The organism is Rhizobium sp. 18055, assembly GCF_902706285.1.
Lineage (GTDB): Bacteria > Pseudomonadota > Alphaproteobacteria > Rhizobiales > Rhizobiaceae > Rhizobium.
Genome location: NZ_CACSKD010000005.1, coordinates 320,452 through 337,721, shown reverse-complemented (window position 1 = coordinate 337,721; position 17,270 = coordinate 320,452). Strand labels below are relative to the sequence as shown.

The following is a 17,270-nucleotide window of genomic DNA, read 5'->3' as shown; positions in this document are numbered from 1 at the left end:
CTCGCTTCGCATCAGTGCCAGTACATCCGTGGTCAAGGAGGAAGCGAATATTGCAGCTAGATTGCCCGCGATAGGTTAACGAAACGTTAACGCAGATCCCGCGAACAGACTGACCAATCCTTGCAGGCGCTGGGCGCCGCACAGCGATCGGTCCGCTGCAACTGATGATCCCCACATCGGCATGCGACAGCCGCATTTCAAGTGCGCCGCCCTCGGCCCGTTCAAGCTGCGTTCATCGGAAGGCGATATAAGTCATTGAAAGAAAAGTTGAATCTCTCTCGCCCAATTTTGGTCGGGAAGCTGATGACTGTTGTCTTGAACAGGCCGCCAAGGCTTGAAAAACGGAGGTGCGGCACGTCTGCCGCGCCCGCAAGGGAGTGCAAGAGTGAAAACCACTTTGATGAAGATCACAGCCGTTGCAGCCTTGCTGCTGGCCCCGGCGCTCGCTGAGGCGGCAGAAGGTTTTGCCACCGCCAATGTCAACATGCGGGCCGGCCCGAGCACGCAGTATCCGGCGGTAACGGTCATTCCGGCTGGCGAATCCGTCGAGATCCACGGTTGTCTTGCCGATGTGCCATGGTGTGACGTCGAGTTCTACAATGGCCGCGGCTGGGTCGCCGGCCGCTATGTGCAGGCGCTCTACCAGCAGCGCCGCGTCTATGTCGATCCGCAGTATTACCGCCCGCTCGGCATTCCGACGGTGGTCTTCAGCGTCGATAGCTACTGGGATCGCAATTATCGCAACCGCGACTTCTACAGTCAGCGCGATCGCTGGCGCCGCAACCCGGTCTATGACCGCCCGGTCGTGCGTCCCGCTCCCGGCAGGGGCCCGGATTTCGACAACGGCCCCGGCCGTCCGCGCCCCGGTTTCGACAATGGCCCCGGTTTCGGCAATGGCCCGGGCCGCGGACCTGATTCTGGCCGTGGCCCGGGCCAGCCAGGCGCCGACCGTGGCCCTGACCGCCGTCCGGACAACCGCCAGCCCGACGCCCGCCGCGACCAGAACCAGGGCGACGTCAGACGCGACAATCGCGGCAACCATGACCGCCGCCGGCCACCCGCCTGCCAGCCGGGCGATCCGAACTGCAATCCCAACCGGCAATAAAAGCAAAGGGGCGATCGAAAGGTCGCCCTTTTTCATGGATTGAGGATTGATCGGGATCTTTTGGTGCAGTTGAAACTCTCTGGAACGCAACCTACAGGTTGATGGTGATCATCCCTGCAGGCACGGAATCTGCGTGACCATTCCAACAGACCATCTGCCGATCAATGTTGAAGGAACTCTATGCGACCTGACCCACTTGCAGGCGTTTACGACAGCCATTGCGGGCAAGGGGATTGTGGCCGGGACCGACCTCGTTGTGGAGGTGGTCTTTTCGAACCACGTCTACACGGAAAGAACCAGGCATGGGGAAAAGCACCACGTGCTCGACCAGCATGGCTCCAAGCGAACGTTCGACGGTGACCGCTATGAAATGTCCAAGGCGCTCGGCGGTGCGATCAGATCGAAGATCAGCCAAAACGCCTTGACCCACGTTTCTCGAAGCTATGGCGGGATCGACAACCTCGTCTTCGTTGAGATGGCCGACGGTCGCACCTGGGCGGTCGTATACTGCCTTCAGCCACGTTCCGATGATTGCTCCGTGCGGATGGAGATCCTCTCGGCTCACCCGAAAGCAATCGATAGCAAGACAATATCCCGCAGAACCCTGAGCTATTTCGCTCGAATGTGTCTCTATGAGAAGAGGCGCATACCAAATACATAAGGCCCAGCAAAAGCCGGGCCTTGATGTGCAGGTGTCCATTACCGTGGTGTACGAGACCAGAGCGCTGCCGCCTTGGTTGACATGACAGCGACCTCGAAAGTCAGCCTGCCTGAATAAAACATGATGATTGCACTGGTAAAAGTCAAGAGTTTCAGCTCATTCGAGAGCGGGGGCCACTCGTCCCACTGTCAAAATCAGTCAAAACGAAAAGCCCGACGCTCCTGAGAGACGCCGGGCCTGAATTCGGTCGGCTCGTTTTGAGGGGAGACGGCCAACCTGCTGCGAAGCGTCATGCCTCGCTGTTGAGATAATCGATCAGCAAGGAAATGGTTCCCTCCTACCAGGCGGAAGCTGTGTTTTCTCGCGCGGCCATCAACTCGCGCATCTCCGCAAACGGGCCATGCAGCATCTTCAGCCGGCTTTCTTCCATCTTCGACAGCCGATGGCGGCGGGCAAATTCATGCACGCTCCAGATTTCTCTGGGCCGGAAATCGTCTGTATTTGCTGAATTGATGGTCATGTCTGCCTACATAGTGCGCGCTGTGCGCTAATATCAGGCGCAATCGGCTTGCTATATGTCAGATTTGTGACCACCGCAACGAATGGCAGCCATGCCGAAATCGCGGGGCTCACACGCCTACGTACGCCTGCCGACTGTCAAAAAAAAGGCCCGGGCAGATCGCACGGGCCTCCTGGCGTCCGGGAGCGTCGCTCCTTCAGTAGCGATCGTAGCCGCGATCCCATGGCGGCGGGCGATGGCCGCGACCGTCGCGCCAGCCGTGGCGTGGCGGCGGGCGGTGACCCCAGCCATAGGCGCGCTCGTAGCGGCGCTCATAACGCGGTGGCGGCGGGCGGCGCCAGTTCGGCCTGCAATCGCCCCAGGGGGTGACGTGAAAACCGCGGCCGCAGGCGTAATCGACCTGGACGACATTGTTGGTGGCGCCGCTCTGAACGGCACCGATCGGCATGGCTTCGGCAACCGAAACACCAAACCCGCTTAAAGCAATCGCCATGGCGATCATTGTCTTGCGCATCTCTGCACCTCACTCATTCTGCAAGTCCCTTGCCCGTGGATTAGAGGGCCCATCGGGTGAATGGGAGCTGAACCAAACTGGGCATTATTGCGGCGAGGAATGTGTGGGGCGTCTGCCATGAAAACGCTGGTGTCGAAAGCTTTTGCCTTTGGATAACGAGGTCTTAACTCCCCCTTAAATCGCCGCATTTAAAGTTCAACCGGGTAAAGATGCGACCAGCACGATGCGGTCGCCGCAGCCGAGGGCTGGCAAATGCAACGCAAACGTCTGTTTGCAGCGAAGACGGGGTTTATCAGGGCTTAGATGGCGGGCAGGGGCAAATCAGGCGATAGAATCGAACCATCCTTCAATGGCCGCGAACGCCGTGATGATGATGACGACTTCTCGCTCGGTGCCGATGACCGCGTCGCCGGCGGCCGTCCGGCCAAAAAGCCTGCGGCGAAACAATCGCGCCGCGACCCTGCGCCAACCCGCCGCGAACCCGATGCTGCCCGTTACCGTGACAACCGCGACGAGGAGCCCCGTTACCGCGACCAGCCGCGCCGCCGCAGCAAGCGCCGGGCGCCGGAGCGCGAAGGCCTCGGCTTCTTCGGCCTGATCCGCAGGCTCATCTATTGGTGCATCGTGCTCGGCATCTGGGCCGGCATCGGCGTCGCCGGTCTGGTCTTCTATTATGGCTCGCGCATGCCGAGCGCCAGCACCTGGGCGATCCCGGACCGCCCGCCCAACGTCAAGATCACCTCGGTCGATGGCAGCATCATCGCCAACCGCGGCACGACAGGCGGCGAGGCCCTGGCGCTCGAAGACATGTCGCCCTATCTCCCGCAGGCAATCGTCGCCATCGAGGATCGTCGCTTCTATTCGCATTTCGGCGTCGATCCGCTCGGTCTCGCGCGTGCCTTCATCACCAACCTGACCACCGGCCACATGGTGCAGGGCGGCTCGACGCTCACCCAGCAGCTCGCCAAGAACCTGTTCCTGTCGCCGGATCGCACGCTGGAACGCAAGGTCCAGGAAGTGCTGCTCGCCTTCTGGCTGGAGCAGAAATACACCAAGGACCAGATCCTTGCGATGTATCTCAACCGCGTCTTCTTCGGCTCCAATGCCTATGGCGTCGAGGCCGCCTCGCGGCGCTATTTCAACAAGTCCGCGCGTGACGTGAACCTCGGTGAGGCGGCGCTGCTCGCCGGTCTCGTCAAGGCGCCGTCGCGCCTGTCGCCGGCCCGCGATCCGGAAGCCGCAAACGCCCGCGCCCAGGTGGTGCTGCAGGCGATGCGCGACCAGGGTTTCATCTCCGACGACGAAGTGAAGACCGCGATGTCGCAGACGCCGGCCAAGGCCAAGCGCTACTGGGATGGTGCCGGTCACTATGTCGCCGACATGGTGATGGACGAACTGCCGGCGCTGATCGGCGACGTCAAGGAAGACATCATCGTCGACACGACAATCGACAAGACGCTGGAAAAACGCGCCGAACAATCGATCACTGATGTCCTCGGCAAGGATGGCGCCAAGCTCGATGCCTCGCAGGCCGCCCTCGTCTCGATCGACGGTACCGGTGCCATCCGCGCGCTGGTCGGCGGTCGCGATTATGCCGACAGCCAGTTCAACCGCGCCGTCAAGGCCAAGCGCCAGCCGGGCTCCTCGTTCAAGCCCTTCGTCTACGCGACCGCGCTGGAAAAGGGCCTGACGCCGTTCACCGTCTTCAACGACGCACCGATCCGCATCGGTGACTGGACGCCGGAGAACTACGAGAAGAAATACAGCGGCCAGGTGACGCTGGCGACGGCATTGGCGAAATCGCTGAACACGGTTGCCGCCCAGCTGGTGATGTATGATGGCCCCGATCAGGTGATCAAGCTGGCACATCGTCTCGGTATCGAGTCCGAACTGCAGCCGAATGCCTCGATCGCGCTCGGCACCTCGGAAGTCTCGCTGATGGAACTGACCGGCGCCTATGCCGCCTTCATGAATGGCGGCTACAAGGCGACGCCGCATGTGATCCGCCGGGTGACGACGGCCGACGGCAGCAAGGTTCTCTACGAAAACACCTATGACAGCCCGCCGCGCGTGCTGTCCGAAGCGATCGCCGCCAACATGAACGCCATGATGATGGGCGTCATCGACCAGGGCACCGGCCGCAGCGCCAAGCTGCCGGGCTGGCAGGCGGCCGGCAAGACCGGCACCACGCAGAATTCCCGCGATGCGCTGTTCGTCGGCTTCACCAGCAACCTGACCACGGGCGTCTGGTTCGGCAATGATGACGGCAAGCCGATGAAGAAGGTGACGGGCGGTGGCCTCCCGGCCAAGGCCTGGCAGGAATATATGATCGCCGCCCACAAGGGCCTGTCGCCGGCGCCGCTGTTCGGCGGCGGCCAGTTCGTCAATCCCGGCGCGCCGGTCGATAACGGCCAGCCGATGGCGTCTGCCGATCCGAATGCGCCAGTTAACATGAACGGTAACATGAACGGCAACATGACCGGCACCGCCGGCGGCATGCAGCAGCCGGTCGAGGAGCCGAGCACCATCGGCAGCATCATATCCGGCGTTTTCGGTGGCTCGGGCGATGAGCAGAGCCGATATCCGCAGGCGCCGGTGCGCCCCGATCGCCAGCAGCTGGCGCCGTCCAATGGCGGTCCGGTGCCGCCGGCCGATGTCGCGGAAGACGATGGCTACGGCTATGGCAGCGCGCTGCCGCCCGGCGATATCGGCGGTGAGCAGCAGCAGGTGCAACCCCGTCCGAAGCGCACGACGCTTCTCGACCTGATCATGGGCCAATAAGCACTTAGTCGCGCAACAAAAAACGCAGCTTTTGGCCGACGACGAAAATTAATTGCTGTTGGCTTCTTTTGCTGGTTTTCAGGCCATTTCCCGCCTTGCAGTCGAGAAAACTGCTCCTTATATACGCCCCATCACCGCAATCACGATTGCGTTTAATCCGAAAGACCCATCCCGTAAGGGGCTGTCATTGAAATGCCTTCCCGGGGTTCAGACAGCTTGCTTCAAGGAGAGAATGACATGGCAAAAGTAATTGGTATCGACCTTGGAACGACGAATTCCTGCGTCGCAGTCATGGACGGCAAGGACGCGAAGGTCATTGAGAACGCCGAAGGCGCGCGCACGACGCCTTCGATCGTTGCGTTTTCCGAAGATGGCGAACGCCTCGTCGGCCAGCCTGCCAAGCGCCAGGCAGTCACCAACCCAACGGACACGCTGTTCGCAGTGAAGCGCCTCATCGGCCGCCGCTACGACGATCCGACCGTTGCCAAGGACAAGGGCCTCGTTCCCTTCGAAATCGTCAACGGCGACAATGGCGACGCCTGGGTCCAGGCACGCGGCAAGGGCTATTCCCCTGCACAGATCTCCGCGATGATCCTTCAGAAGATGAAGGAAACCGCTGAATCCTATCTCGGTGAAAAGGTCGAAAAGGCCGTCATCACCGTTCCGGCCTACTTCAACGACGCACAGCGCCAGGCAACCAAGGACGCAGGCCGCATCGCCGGCCTCGAAGTTCTACGCATCATCAACGAGCCGACGGCAGCCGCGCTCGCCTACGGTCTCGACAAGAAGGACGGCAAGACCATCGCCGTTTACGACTTGGGTGGCGGTACCTTCGATATCTCGATCCTCGAAATCGGCGACGGCGTCTTCGAAGTGAAGTCGACCAACGGCGACACCTTCCTCGGCGGTGAAGACTTCGACATGCGTCTGGTCGAATACCTCGTCGGCGAATTCAAGAAGGACAACGGCATCGACCTCAAGGGCGACAAGCTCGCTCTGCAGCGCCTCAAGGAAGCGGCTGAAAAGGCCAAGATCGAACTGTCCTCCGCACAGCAGACCGAAATCAACCTGCCGTTCATCACCGCTGATGCCACCGGCCCGAAGCACCTGACGCTGAAGCTGACCCGCGCCAAGCTCGAAAGCCTGGTCGACGATCTGGTCCAGCGCACCATTGCTCCGTGCAAGGCTGCTCTGAAGGACGCTGGCGTCACGCCTGCTGAAATCGATGAAGTGGTTCTCGTCGGCGGCATGAGCCGCATGCCGAAGGTCCAGGAAGTCGTCAAGCAGCTGTTCGGCAAGGAGCCTCACAAGGGCGTCAACCCTGACGAAGTCGTGGCACTCGGCGCCGCCATCCAGGCCGGCGTTCTGCAGGGCGACGTCAAGGACGTTCTGCTTCTCGACGTAACCCCGCTGTCTCTCGGCATCGAAACGCTGGGCGGCGTCTTCACCCGTCTGATCGAGCGTAACACCACGATCCCGACGAAGAAGTCGCAGAGCTTCTCGACCGCTGACGACAACCAGCAGGCCGTCACCATCCGCGTCTCGCAGGGCGAGCGCGAAATGGCTGCCGACAACAAGCTGCTCGGCCAGTTCGACCTCGTTGGCCTGCCGCCTGCACCGCGTGGCGTTCCGCAGATCGAAGTCACCTTCGATATCGACGCCAACGGCATCGTCCAGGTTTCGGCCAAGGACAAGGGCACCGGCAAGGAACAGCAGATCCGCATCCAGGCCTCCGGTGGTCTGTCTGACGCCGACATCGAAAAGATGGTCAAGGACGCCGAAGCCAATGCGGAAGCCGACAAGGCCCGTCGCGAAGGCGTTGAAGCCAAGAACCAGGCCGAAAGCCTCGTTCACTCCAGCGAGAAGTCGCTGAAGGAATATGGCGACAAGGTCACCGAAGCCGACCGCACCGCGATCTCCGATGCGATTGCCGCGCTGAAGTCTGCAACGGAAGCCTCCGAGCCGGACGCTGAAGACATCAAGGCGAAGACCCAGACCCTCATGGAAGTCTCCATGAAGCTTGGTCAGGCGATCTATGAAGCACAGCAGGCCGAAGCCGGCCCTGCCGATGCCTCTGCCGAAGCCGGTGACGACAATGTCGTCGATGCCGACTACGAAGAAGTCAAGGACGACGATCGCAAGAAGACCGCGTAAGCGGGCCGAAGCGCTCACGTTCGACACTGACATTCCGGCTGCTTACCATGGCAGCCGGAAATCCATTTCCGGGGTCTGATCCTTAATGGCAAAAGCCGATTTTTACGAAACGCTGGGTGTCGCCAAGACGGCGGACGAAAAAGAGCTGAAAAGCGCTTTCCGCAAGCTGGCGATGAAGTTCCATCCGGACAAGAATCCGGATGATCACACCGCCGAGCACAAGTTCAAGGAAATCAACGAAGCCTACGAGACGCTGAAGGATCCGCAAAAGCGCGCGGCCTATGACCGCTACGGTCATGCAGCATTCGAGCATGGCGGCATGGGCGGCGGTGGCGGCGGTTTTGCCGGCGGCGGCGGTTTCTCCGATATCTTCGAAGACATCTTTGGCGAGATGATGGGCGGCGGCCGGCAGCGGCAGCGCTCGGCAGGCGGTCGCGAACGCGGCGCCGATCTTCGCTACAACATGGAAATCTCGCTGGAAGAATCCTTCGCCGGCAAGACCGCGCAGATCCGCGTACCGACGTCGATCACCTGCGATGTCTGTTCCGGTTCCGGCGCCAAGCCCGGCACCCAGCCGAAGACCTGCGGCACCTGCCAGGGCTCCGGCCGCGTGCGCGCGGCACAAGGCTTCTTCTCCGTCGAACGCACCTGCCCGACCTGCCACGGCCGCGGCCAGATCATTCCCGACCCCTGCACCAAGTGCCAGGGCCAGGGCCGCGTCACCGAGGAGCGTTCGCTCTCCGTCAACATCCCGTCGGGCATCGAGGACGGCACCCGCATCCGTCTGCAGGGCGAAGGCGAAGCCGGCACCCGCGGTGGTCCGGCCGGCGATCTCTATATCTTCCTGTCGGTCAAGCCGCACGAGTTCTATCAGCGCGATGGCGCCGATCTCTATTGCGCCATCCCGATCTCGATGACGACCGCAGCGCTTGGCGGCACCTTCGACGTGGCGACGCTCGACGGCACCAAGTCGCGCGTCACCGTTCCCGAGGGCACCCAGGCCGGCAAGCAGTTCCGGCTGAAGGCCAAGGGCATGCCGGTGCTGCGCTCCAGCCAGACCGGCGATCTCTACATCCAGATCCAGATCGAGACGCCGCAGAAGCTTTCCAAGCGTCAGCGCGAGTTGCTGCAGGAGTTCGAGGAACTGTCTTCGAAAGAAAACAATCCGGAATCGACGGGCTTCTTTGCCCGCATGAAGGAATTCTTCGAAGGCTGATCGAGATCATCCATGGTTTTCAAGGGCCCGGTTGCTTGCAACCGGGCTTTTGTATTTTGCATAGGAATAAACCTATGTGTGGTTGCTTAAGAGACTCGACAATTGTATTTTTAATCTCTCTATTAGCGACGCAACATTCTGCCTGTATTGGGCTCCATAAAAAGACTAGACTTGCATTCCCCTTTGGTTAGCCAGTGCCGAGGTAAACTTGGAACGCCGTCTTGCAGCTATTCTCGCAGTGGATATCGTCGGCTACAGCCGGATGATGGGTGCCGACGAGCAGGGAACACTGGATGCGGTGAAGCTTTGCCGTAGCGAGATCGTCGATCCCCGCATCGCCCAGGGCCGCGGCCGCATCGTCAAGTTGACCGGCGACGGCATGCTGGTGGAGTTCTCCAGTATCGTCAACGCGGTGTCCTGTGCCCACCAGGTGCAGCAGGCGATGGCCGAGCGCAACAGGGCCGAGCCGGACGAGCGGCGCATCGAGTTTCGCATGGGTGTCCATCTCGGCGACGTGATCGTCGAGGAAGACGATATCTTCGGCGATGGCGTCAACGTCGCGGCGCGGCTGGAGGCGATCTCCGAGCCCGGCGGCGTGGCGCTCTCGGCCTCGGCGAGGGATCATGTCGGCACCAGGCTCGACCTGTCGTTTCAGGATCGCGGCATGTTCACGCTGAAGAATATCGAGCAGCCGGTCCGGGTCTATGCGATCTCGGCCAAGCGCGCCTTGCCGCTGAAGGTCAACGAGGCAGCCCTTGCCGCGGCCCGTGAAAAGCAGAAGCCGCTGGTGGCCGTGCTTCCCTTCACCAATATGAGCGGCGATCCCGAGCAGGAATATTTCTCCGACGGCATCACCGAGGATATCATCACCGACCTGTCGAAGATCTCCAATCTCTACGTCGTCGCCCGCAACACCGCCTTCACCTACAAGGGCAAGTCGGTGCAGGTAAAGCAGATTGCCGCCGAGCTCGGCGTCCATTTCGTGCTTCAGGGCAGCGTCCGCAAGGCCGGCCAGCGGGTGCGGATAACAGGGCAGCTGATCGACGCCCGCAATGGCACCCATCTCTGGGCCGACCGCTTCGATCGCGATCTCACCGATATCTTTGCGGTCCAGGACGAGATCACCCATGCGATCGTCGACCAGTTGAAGATCCAGCTCCTGCCGGAGGAGCAGAAGGCGATTGCCGCCGAGCCGACCACCAATGTCGAGGCCTACACCTATTACCTTCGCGGGCGGCAGTTCTCCCACAGCTTCACCCGGCATTACCTCTTGATGGCGCGGCGCATGTTCGCCACAGCCGTCGCGCTCGATCCCGATTACGCCCAGGCCTATGCCGGCATTGCCGATTGCGAATCGACGCTGCGCGACTGGCATGCCGGCGATTATACGCTGAAGGGCATTCTCGAGCTCACCGCCAAGGCCCTGGCGCTCGATCCCAACCTGGCCGAAGCGCATGCCTCGCGCGGCCTGGCGCTGCATCAGGATGGCCGCGACGACGAGGCCGTTGTCGAGTTCGAAAGGGCGCTGGAACTGGAGCCCGACCTCTATGAGGTGAACTTCCAGTACGGCCGCTTCCTGTTCATGCAGGGCAAGTTCGAGGGCGCCGTCACCTTCTTCACCCGCGCCACCGAGATCCGCCCGGATGACTACCTCTCGCCGATCCACCTCACCAGCGTCTGCCGCTCGCTGGGTCGCTCGCAGGAGCGGGAGCATTGGGCACGGGTCGGCATCGAGCGCGCCGAGCGGGCGCTGGAACTGCATCCCGAAAACTCCAGCCCGGCACACCGCGGCGCGCTGGCGCTGGCGCATATGGGCGAAACGGAGCGCGCCCGGGAATGGGCGAGGCGCGCGCAGGAGATCGATCCGGATGATGTCGTCGCCCAGTACAACATCGCCTGCGTCCATGCGCTCCTCAACGAACGCGAAGAAGCGCTGGATATGCTGGAGGCACTGCTGCCGCAATCATCCTGCTACCAGATCCTCTGGTTCAAGCATGATTCCGATCTCGATTCGATCCGCGACCATCCGCGCTTTCGCAGCATGCTCGACGCGATCGAGGCCTGCACCTTCCCGCAGGATGGCTTTCGCGTCGCCTCGCAGTAGCCCGTGGATGGCGCTCTGCGCCATTTTGAAACACCCGATATTAGCGATCTGTCTTATGTTAACGCACCTGATGGAAGCCGCTTTGCAGCGGCGGCAATTATATTCAATATGTTCGAAGGGGAATAAACACACACCGAGAGCAACTCCCATGACGGTAGCCGCCCTGCCTTTTCAGTCTGATGATGTCGATGTACTCGCCGGCGCGCTCTACACCTGGTGCGCAGAGCGCAATATCAAGCTCCGCAGCCAGCAGGGGCTGTCGATCGCCAGCATCGCGATCGATCTCTATCACGCCGGCCACCACACGCAGGATCAGCTGCTGGTCGCCCTGCACGATACCGAAATCCACTGAACGGACGTTATGCGCTAGGCTCTGCGTGATAGAGAGACGACGTCAGAGCCCGCGCATGTCTGCCTGTTTTCTCAGGCGTAGGCCTCGCCACTCATCAATGTCACGATGGTCTTGACCGCTTCCTTGCCCGCGGTCGAGCGCAGCTTGTCGTAGGTCACGGCTAGCTCGTAGGCCTCCGCACTCAGGCCCGGCCGCGCCGTCGTATCGGCACCTTCGAACAACGCCGAAATATCGACGCCGAGAAAAACCGCGATCTGGTGAAGCTTGCTTGCCGAGACGCGGTTGGTGCCTTTTTCATACTTCTGGATCTGCTGGAATGTCAGTCCAAGTGCGTCGCCCAGTTCCAGTTGGGAGATCCGTCGTTTCGCGCGCAACGTTCGGACGTTCTGGCCGACAATAATATCCACCGGATCGGGCAATTCTAATGTTTCCTTTTGAGGCAATAAATTATGAAAATCACTATGCAGAGGTTTGAGAATATCTCAACCCAAGAGTTGCAAATTTCAACTGGCTTTTTCGCCAGTTTTGGGCGTTTCCCAAAAATATAAAATACGAAATATACCTTAACGTGCATAAAGAACATCGCTCTATTTTATGTGCGTGCTTCAGCGTTACTAGGAAAATCCACGAACCGATCTGGATAGACATCGGCGGCGATATGTCGATCTCGCAAGGCAGCGCAGGCTTGACCAACAGCCCGCGACATCCTATTTTAGAATTATTCTAAAATGAGGCTCATATGCTGAATCGGCTTTTCAGATCCCCCAAACGTTCCTTCGACAGCCTGTCCGAGCAGGAAATCCTGGCGCTCGCCATCGGCTCCGAGGAGGACGATGCCCGCATCTACCTGGCCTATGCCGACCGGCTGCGCGGCGACTATCCGGCATCGGCAAAGGTCTTCGAAGACATGGCCGAAGTTGAAAACACCCACCGCAGCTCGCTGATCGCTCTTTACCGGGAACGCTTCGGCGAGCGCATCGCCTTGATCCGCCGCGAGCATGTCCAGGGTTTTTATGACCGCAAGCCGGACTGGCTGCGCGCCAACCTGCCGCTGGAAAAGATCCGCAACGAGGCCGAAGCCATGGAGCAACAGGCCTATCGCTTCTACATCGAAGCGGCCGGCCGTGTCAGCGACGCCAGGACCCGCCAGCTGCTCGGCGATCTCGCTCTGGCCGAGCAGGGCCATGAGGACATCACCCGCATGCTCGGCGAGAAGCATGCGCCGGAAGAGGTCCGCGAGGAGGAGGACCAGAAGCAACGCCGGCAATTCGTCCTGACCTACGTGCAGCCCGGCCTTGCCGGCCTGATGGATGGCTCGGTCTCGACGCTTGCCCCGATCTTCGCCGCCGCCTTCGCCACCCAGGACACCTGGCAGACCTTCCTCGTTGGCCTCTCGGCCTCCGTTGGCGCCGGCATCTCCATGGGCTTCACCGAAGCTGCCCACGATGACGGCAAGATCTCCGGACGCGGCTCGCCGATCAAGCGCGGCCTCTCCTGCGGCATCATGACGGCGCTCGGCGGCCTCGGCCACACGTTGCCCTATCTGATCGCCGATTTCTGGACGGCAACGACGCTGGCCGTCATCATCGCCGTCTTCGAACTCTGGGCCATCGCCTTCATCCAGAACCGCTTCATGGAAACCCCCTTCCTGCGCGCCGCCTTCCAGGTCGTCGTCGGCGGCGGCCTGGTGCTCGGCGCCGGGATATTGATCGGCAGTGGGTGAGGTGGCGATCGCTGCGGTCGCAGGGGGGCGCCCAGCTGGCGAGGCTGTAGATTTGCTTGCGGCTATGGAGATCTGGCTCGTTCAGATATCAGAATATCAAGTAAAAGGGGAAGACGCGAGACGCTAAAGTTCAGGCTCCATGAGCAAGGAACGCACTCGCTGCAGCCATTCTTGGCCGCTCAGTCCGTCAGTTTGGTAATAGTATTCACATCCCCAAGCCGTCAAAAGCTCTTCAATTTTCGATGCGTCTCCCGTGAATAGCTGCAATATGTGGTCAATCTCAGCGATCGTGACTTCAATCCGTTTGACAGGCTCCGTTCGCTGGAAAGCCGAAATGACCTCCGCGTCGTTGGCTCCCTCCACATCCCAGTCTTGATGGAAATATCCGCCCAGCAAATGCTCTAAATTCTCGAAGTTCTTGGCCACAAAAATGGGAATCCTTCGCGTATGACCTGAGCTCAAAGTGCGTTTCGAGCAAAAGGCCGTAGGGACTTTTGGTTCCTGAAGACCGCTTGCGTGTTCTGGGTCATCCATAGCCTGCGCGCTCCGGGAGTTACGCCCTCCCTCGGCGAGTACGCAGTCGCTCGCATTCAATTAGGTCCATACGCTTGACCGCTGTGACGTTCACAGCGGTAAGGGAGTCGTTGGGGTTTGCGCGAGAGAGAGGACAAGCTACTTCAGCGCGCCGACCAGCACGTCGCGGCCGTTTTCGATGGTGACCCAGCGGCCGGCATTGGCGCTCGACTGGCGCTTGATGAAGGAATAGTTGGTGTCGAACCATGGCTTGACTGTCGATGCCAGGTTGTCGAGCACGAAGTCGCCCCGGGTGGTGCGCAGCGTCAGGATCGCATGACCTTCGCCATCGGGCTTGCGCACGACGGTCATCAGCAGGTTGGCCGGCGAAAAGCCGCGCTGGATCAGGATGCGGCGCTTCAGCAATGCGAAGTCTTCGCAGTCGCCGGCGGTGGTCGGATAGGCCCAGACCTCGTCCTTGCCGTAGATTTCCTTGTCGGTCATCGGCGTGATCGTGGTGTTGACGACATTGTTGACGAAGCGGACAAGTTCCCACTTGGCATCGGTCATATCGACGGAATTGACGTTGCGGTTTGCGCCGCATTCGTTGCGATGGCTCTGGCAGAATTCGTAATGGCCGATCGGCTGAGACGTGGCGGCGCCGGTGACCATCGACAGGGTGTTGGTCGCGGCCGGCGTTGCGGCAGTCGACATCGCAAACGTGGCCATCATGGCCAACAGGAAACCCTTGATCCGCACGCCCAGTATCCTTGCATCGCCCTTTATTTATTAACAAAAAGTTAACGGAGAGGGGCGCGCAGAGTCAATCACTACTTATGAGGAGGGGGTGAGAAGCGGTGAACATAGTTAAAATGCGTTAGGACTTTTCAGCCGCGATCAACGCTGCGCTCGCCATATGCCAGGCAATAGGCGAGCCAACGGTTTGAAATCGCTTGAAAATCAGGCAGCGTTCGCGCGGTGTACCGTCCGGGCGTCAGCGAACAAGCGTTTTGACGGCCAGAAGCATGCGCTCGATATCCTGCGGGCGCGACAGCCGGTGGTCTCCATCACGAATAAATGTCAGCACCACGTCGTCGGCCGGAAGGTGCTCGATCAGTTTCATGGCGTGCTGGTATGGCACATCCGGGTCCTTCATCCCCTGCAGGATATGAACCGGGCACCCGGTCTCGATCATCCCGGTCAGCACCCGGTTCTGCCGGCCGTCCTCGATCAGCGCCCGGGTGAAGATGTTCGGCTCCGGGCTGTAGTCGGAGTGCTCCTCGAAGAAACCGCGCTCGGCAAGCGAGGCCTGTTCCGTCTGCGTCAGGTTCGGCTCGATCAACTCATAGGTGAAGTCGGGCGCCGGCGCGATCAGCACCATTCCATCGAGTCTGGGGCCCTCGAGTCTGGGCCCCTCGAGTCTGGGGCCCTCAAGTTTGGGGCCCTCAAGTTTAGGCCCCTCAAGTTCGGGTGCGCCTGCCGCCCTGGCCGCCAGTTCCTGCGCCAGCCTGAGCGCGATCCAGCCGCCCATCGACGATCCGACGAGGACGACGCGCGCGGGCGCCAGATGCAGAAGCACGGCCAGCGCCTCCTCGAGCCAGCGCGAAATCGTCCCGTCCCGAAAGACGCCGCCGGAAAGGCCGTGGCCGGAATAGTCGAGACGGATGCAGGCAAGCCCCTCTTCCGCCGCCATCCGGTCGAGTTCGACCGCCTTGCTGCCGCTCATGTCGGATCGGTACCCGGATAACCAAACGAGCGTCGGCGCGCTGGCGCCCTTCGTGCCGCAGCGATTGATATAGGCGATCTCGCGCGCGGCGGCGCCATCGCCGACGGTCAGGAATTGATGCTCGGGGGCGGGATTGGCGTCGGACATGGCGGAACTCCGTTTGTTTTCGCCTATAAAACAGATTCTTGAGAGGCTGACAGCAGGTGATTTTTCCGCTAAAGCGTGCTAATGACTTGGCTGCAGCGATGGCGAAACTAGGTTTGTCCTCCTTATATAGAGGCGACCCGCTGCAGCAATCCGAAACAACGCGAGGAGAATACGACCATTCGCAGACCTTTTAAAACCGACGCGCCCGTGAAGGATGGGCCGCGCTCGAACCGGGACATTCGCATTCCCAAGATTCAGCTGATCGATGCTGAAGGACAGAATTTAGGCGTCGTGGCGACCGACGAGGCATTGAAGATGGCGGAAGACGCCGGCCTCGATCTGGTGGAAATTTCCCCGAATGCCGAACCGCCTGTGTGCAAGATCCTCGATCTGGGCAAGCTGAAATACGCGAACCAGAAGAAGGCCGCCGAGGCGCGCAAGAAGCAGAAGATCGTCGAAGTCAAAGAAATCAAGATGCGCCCGAACATCGACACCCATGACTATGAGGTGAAGATGAAGGCGATGGGTCGCTTCTTCGAAGAAGGCGACAAGGTAAAGGTGACGCTGAAGTTCCGTGGCCGCGAAATGGCCCACCAGGAACTCGGCATGAAGCTTTTGCAGCAGGTCAAGGCCGACACGTTGGAATATGCCAAGGTCGAAGCCGAGCCGAAGCTTGAAGGCCGCCAGATGATGATGGTTCTCGCGCCGAAGTAACGCGCGCCCGTCCTCAGTGCATCAAAGCCGTCCGCAAGGGCGGCTTTTGTATTTTGTGCCATGCCGGTTTCACGCGGTTTAGGCGCGACCAGGCGGCAAAGATGCTGCCTGCGACCGTCGATCGAGAATCCTTGCTCCGCCCCGTTGCACTTTTGTGACGCTGCGGTTATAAGCGCGCGTCCGAACTGACCGGCAGGGCATGCCGTGGCAGTTTCGAATGCTTGCGGAACGGTTCATCACCGGAGCCGCAGATCAACAACAAACGCTCCCGCACTTGTTGCGACGACCGGGAAACCGGGCATCGCGAGAAGGCTTCTTTTGAAGCGAGTCTTCTGAAAGGCGGTCGGGGGATCAGAAATGGAGTAGCAAAATGCCCAAGATGAAGACGAAGTCCTCTGCCAAGAAGCGGTTCAAGATCACCGCAACCGGCAAGGTCAAGGCCGCCGCTGCTGGCAAGCGCCACGGCATGATCAAGCGCAGCAACAAGTTCATTCGCGATGCACGCGGTACCATGGTTCTGGCGAAGCCGGACGGTATCAAGGTCATCAAGAACTATTTGCCGAACGGTCGCTAAGACCCTTCGCCCGCTGTATATTAAGGAGATCATGACATGGCACGCGTAAAAAGAGGCGTTACCGCCCACGCCAAGCACAAGAAGGTTCTGAAGCAGGCCAAGGGCTTCTACGGCCGCCGCAAGAACACCATCCGCGCCGCAAAGGCTGCGGTTGACCGCTCCAAGCAGTACGCTTACCGCGACCGCAAGATCAACAAGCGCAACTTCCGCGCTCTGTGGATCCAGCGCATCAACGCTGCTGTCCGCGAATTCGGCCTCACCTACGGCCGCTTCATCGACGGCCTGAACAAGGCTGGCATCGAAGTTGACCGTAAGGTTCTGTCCGACATGGCAATCCATGAGCCGGAAGCATTCGGTGCCCTCGTTGCAGCCTCCAAGAAGGCTCTCGAGTACCTGAAGGATGCCGGCACGAAGAACGAGTTTGAAGCAGCGGTCAACTAAGCCGGCGCTCTCAGAACATTCGCTT

17 protein-coding genes are annotated in these 17,270 nt (G+C 60.5%); 11 read left to right on the top strand and 6 right to left on the bottom strand.

What is annotated here, in order from left to right:
* The first annotated feature begins 385 nt into the window (after positions 1-385).
* On the top strand, positions 386-1,105 hold the full coding sequence (locus GVL52_RS12295; RefSeq protein ID WP_160007366.1) for an SH3 domain-containing protein: 720 nt from the start codon (positions 386-388) through the stop codon (positions 1,103-1,105).
* A 133-nt stretch (positions 1,106-1,238) separates the two neighbouring features.
* Positions 1,239-1,766: a hypothetical protein gene (locus GVL52_RS12290; protein WP_160007364.1), complete on the top strand. Its 528-nt coding sequence runs from the start codon at positions 1,239-1,241 to the stop codon at positions 1,764-1,766.
* Between the two features lie 337 nt (positions 1,767-2,103).
* Here the strand turns inward: GVL52_RS12290 and GVL52_RS12285 are convergent, their stop codons facing one another.
* On the bottom strand, positions 2,104-2,286 hold the full coding sequence (locus tag GVL52_RS12285; protein ID WP_160007362.1) for a hypothetical protein: 183 nt from the start codon (positions 2,284-2,286) through the stop codon (positions 2,104-2,106).
* 196 nt (positions 2,287-2,482) lie between these two features.
* Complete coding sequence (locus GVL52_RS12280; RefSeq protein ID WP_160007360.1) at positions 2,483-2,800, bottom strand: hypothetical protein; 318 nt, start codon at positions 2,798-2,800, stop codon at positions 2,483-2,485.
* Between the two features lie 303 nt (positions 2,801-3,103).
* Between GVL52_RS12280 and GVL52_RS12275 the strand changes: the two genes are divergently transcribed.
* The 5 genes from GVL52_RS12275 to GVL52_RS12255 all read left to right on the top strand — a co-directional run bounded on the left by GVL52_RS12275 (position 3,104) and on the right by GVL52_RS12255 (position 11,407).
* Entirely contained in the window at positions 3,104-5,581 is a 2,478-nt protein-coding gene (locus GVL52_RS12275) for a transglycosylase domain-containing protein (RefSeq protein WP_160007358.1), read from the top strand.
* A 237-nt stretch (positions 5,582-5,818) separates the two neighbouring features.
* Positions 5,819-7,735 (top strand): molecular chaperone DnaK, encoded by a 1,917-nt coding sequence (gene dnaK / locus GVL52_RS12270; RefSeq protein WP_160007356.1) that lies wholly within the window; start codon positions 5,819-5,821, stop codon positions 7,733-7,735.
* An 85-nt stretch (positions 7,736-7,820) separates the two neighbouring features.
* Positions 7,821-8,951 carry a molecular chaperone DnaJ gene (dnaJ, locus tag GVL52_RS12265; RefSeq protein WP_160007354.1) on the top strand — a complete coding sequence of 377 codons (1,131 nt, stop codon included), beginning with the start codon at positions 7,821-7,823 and terminating at the stop codon, positions 8,949-8,951.
* Between the two features lie 208 nt (positions 8,952-9,159).
* Positions 9,160-11,055, top strand: a complete 1,896-nt coding sequence (locus GVL52_RS12260; protein ID WP_160007352.1) for a tetratricopeptide repeat protein — start codon at positions 9,160-9,162, stop codon at positions 11,053-11,055.
* Positions 11,056-11,203: 148 nt separating this feature from the next.
* A complete protein-coding gene (locus tag GVL52_RS12255; RefSeq protein WP_160007350.1) occupies positions 11,204-11,407 on the top strand; it encodes a hypothetical protein in 204 nt (67 codons plus the stop codon).
* A 71-nt stretch (positions 11,408-11,478) separates the two neighbouring features.
* Here GVL52_RS12255 and GVL52_RS12250 read toward each other — a convergent pair whose 3' ends face one another.
* Positions 11,479-11,826, bottom strand: a complete 348-nt coding sequence (locus tag GVL52_RS12250; protein WP_160007348.1) for a helix-turn-helix domain-containing protein — start codon at positions 11,824-11,826, stop codon at positions 11,479-11,481.
* Positions 11,827-12,146: 320 nt separating this feature from the next.
* Between GVL52_RS12250 and mbfA the strand changes: the two genes are divergently transcribed.
* On the top strand, positions 12,147-13,130 hold the full coding sequence (gene mbfA, locus GVL52_RS12245; protein WP_160007346.1) for an iron exporter MbfA: 984 nt from the start codon (positions 12,147-12,149) through the stop codon (positions 13,128-13,130).
* A gap of 123 nt (positions 13,131-13,253) precedes the next feature.
* Here mbfA and GVL52_RS12240 read toward each other — a convergent pair whose 3' ends face one another.
* The 3 genes from GVL52_RS12240 to GVL52_RS12230 all read right to left on the bottom strand — a co-directional run bounded on the left by GVL52_RS12240 (position 13,254) and on the right by GVL52_RS12230 (position 15,516).
* On the bottom strand, positions 13,254-13,556 hold the full coding sequence (locus tag GVL52_RS12240; RefSeq protein WP_160007344.1) for a contact-dependent growth inhibition system immunity protein: 303 nt from the start codon (positions 13,554-13,556) through the stop codon (positions 13,254-13,256).
* 246 nt (positions 13,557-13,802) lie between these two features.
* On the bottom strand, positions 13,803-14,402 hold the full coding sequence (locus tag GVL52_RS12235) for a transglutaminase-like cysteine peptidase (RefSeq protein WP_160007342.1): 600 nt from the start codon (positions 14,400-14,402) through the stop codon (positions 13,803-13,805).
* A 235-nt stretch (positions 14,403-14,637) separates the two neighbouring features.
* Positions 14,638-15,516, bottom strand: a complete 879-nt coding sequence (locus tag GVL52_RS12230) for a carboxylesterase (RefSeq protein WP_160007340.1) — start codon at positions 15,514-15,516, stop codon at positions 14,638-14,640.
* Positions 15,517-15,693: 177 nt separating this feature from the next.
* Here GVL52_RS12230 and infC point away from each other — a divergent pair, with 177 nt between their 5' ends.
* From infC to rplT, 3 genes are all read left to right on the top strand, one after another.
* Positions 15,694-16,230: a translation initiation factor IF-3 gene (infC, locus tag GVL52_RS12225; protein ID WP_160007436.1), complete on the top strand. Its 537-nt coding sequence runs from the start codon at positions 15,694-15,696 to the stop codon at positions 16,228-16,230.
* A gap of 370 nt (positions 16,231-16,600) precedes the next feature.
* A complete protein-coding gene (rpmI, locus tag GVL52_RS12220) occupies positions 16,601-16,804 on the top strand; it encodes a 50S ribosomal protein L35 (protein WP_160007338.1) in 204 nt (67 codons plus the stop codon).
* 36 nt (positions 16,805-16,840) lie between these two features.
* Positions 16,841-17,245 (top strand): 50S ribosomal protein L20, encoded by a 405-nt coding sequence (rplT, locus tag GVL52_RS12215; RefSeq protein WP_018899276.1) that lies wholly within the window; start codon positions 16,841-16,843, stop codon positions 17,243-17,245.
* Positions 17,246-17,270: the final 25 nt, after the last annotated feature.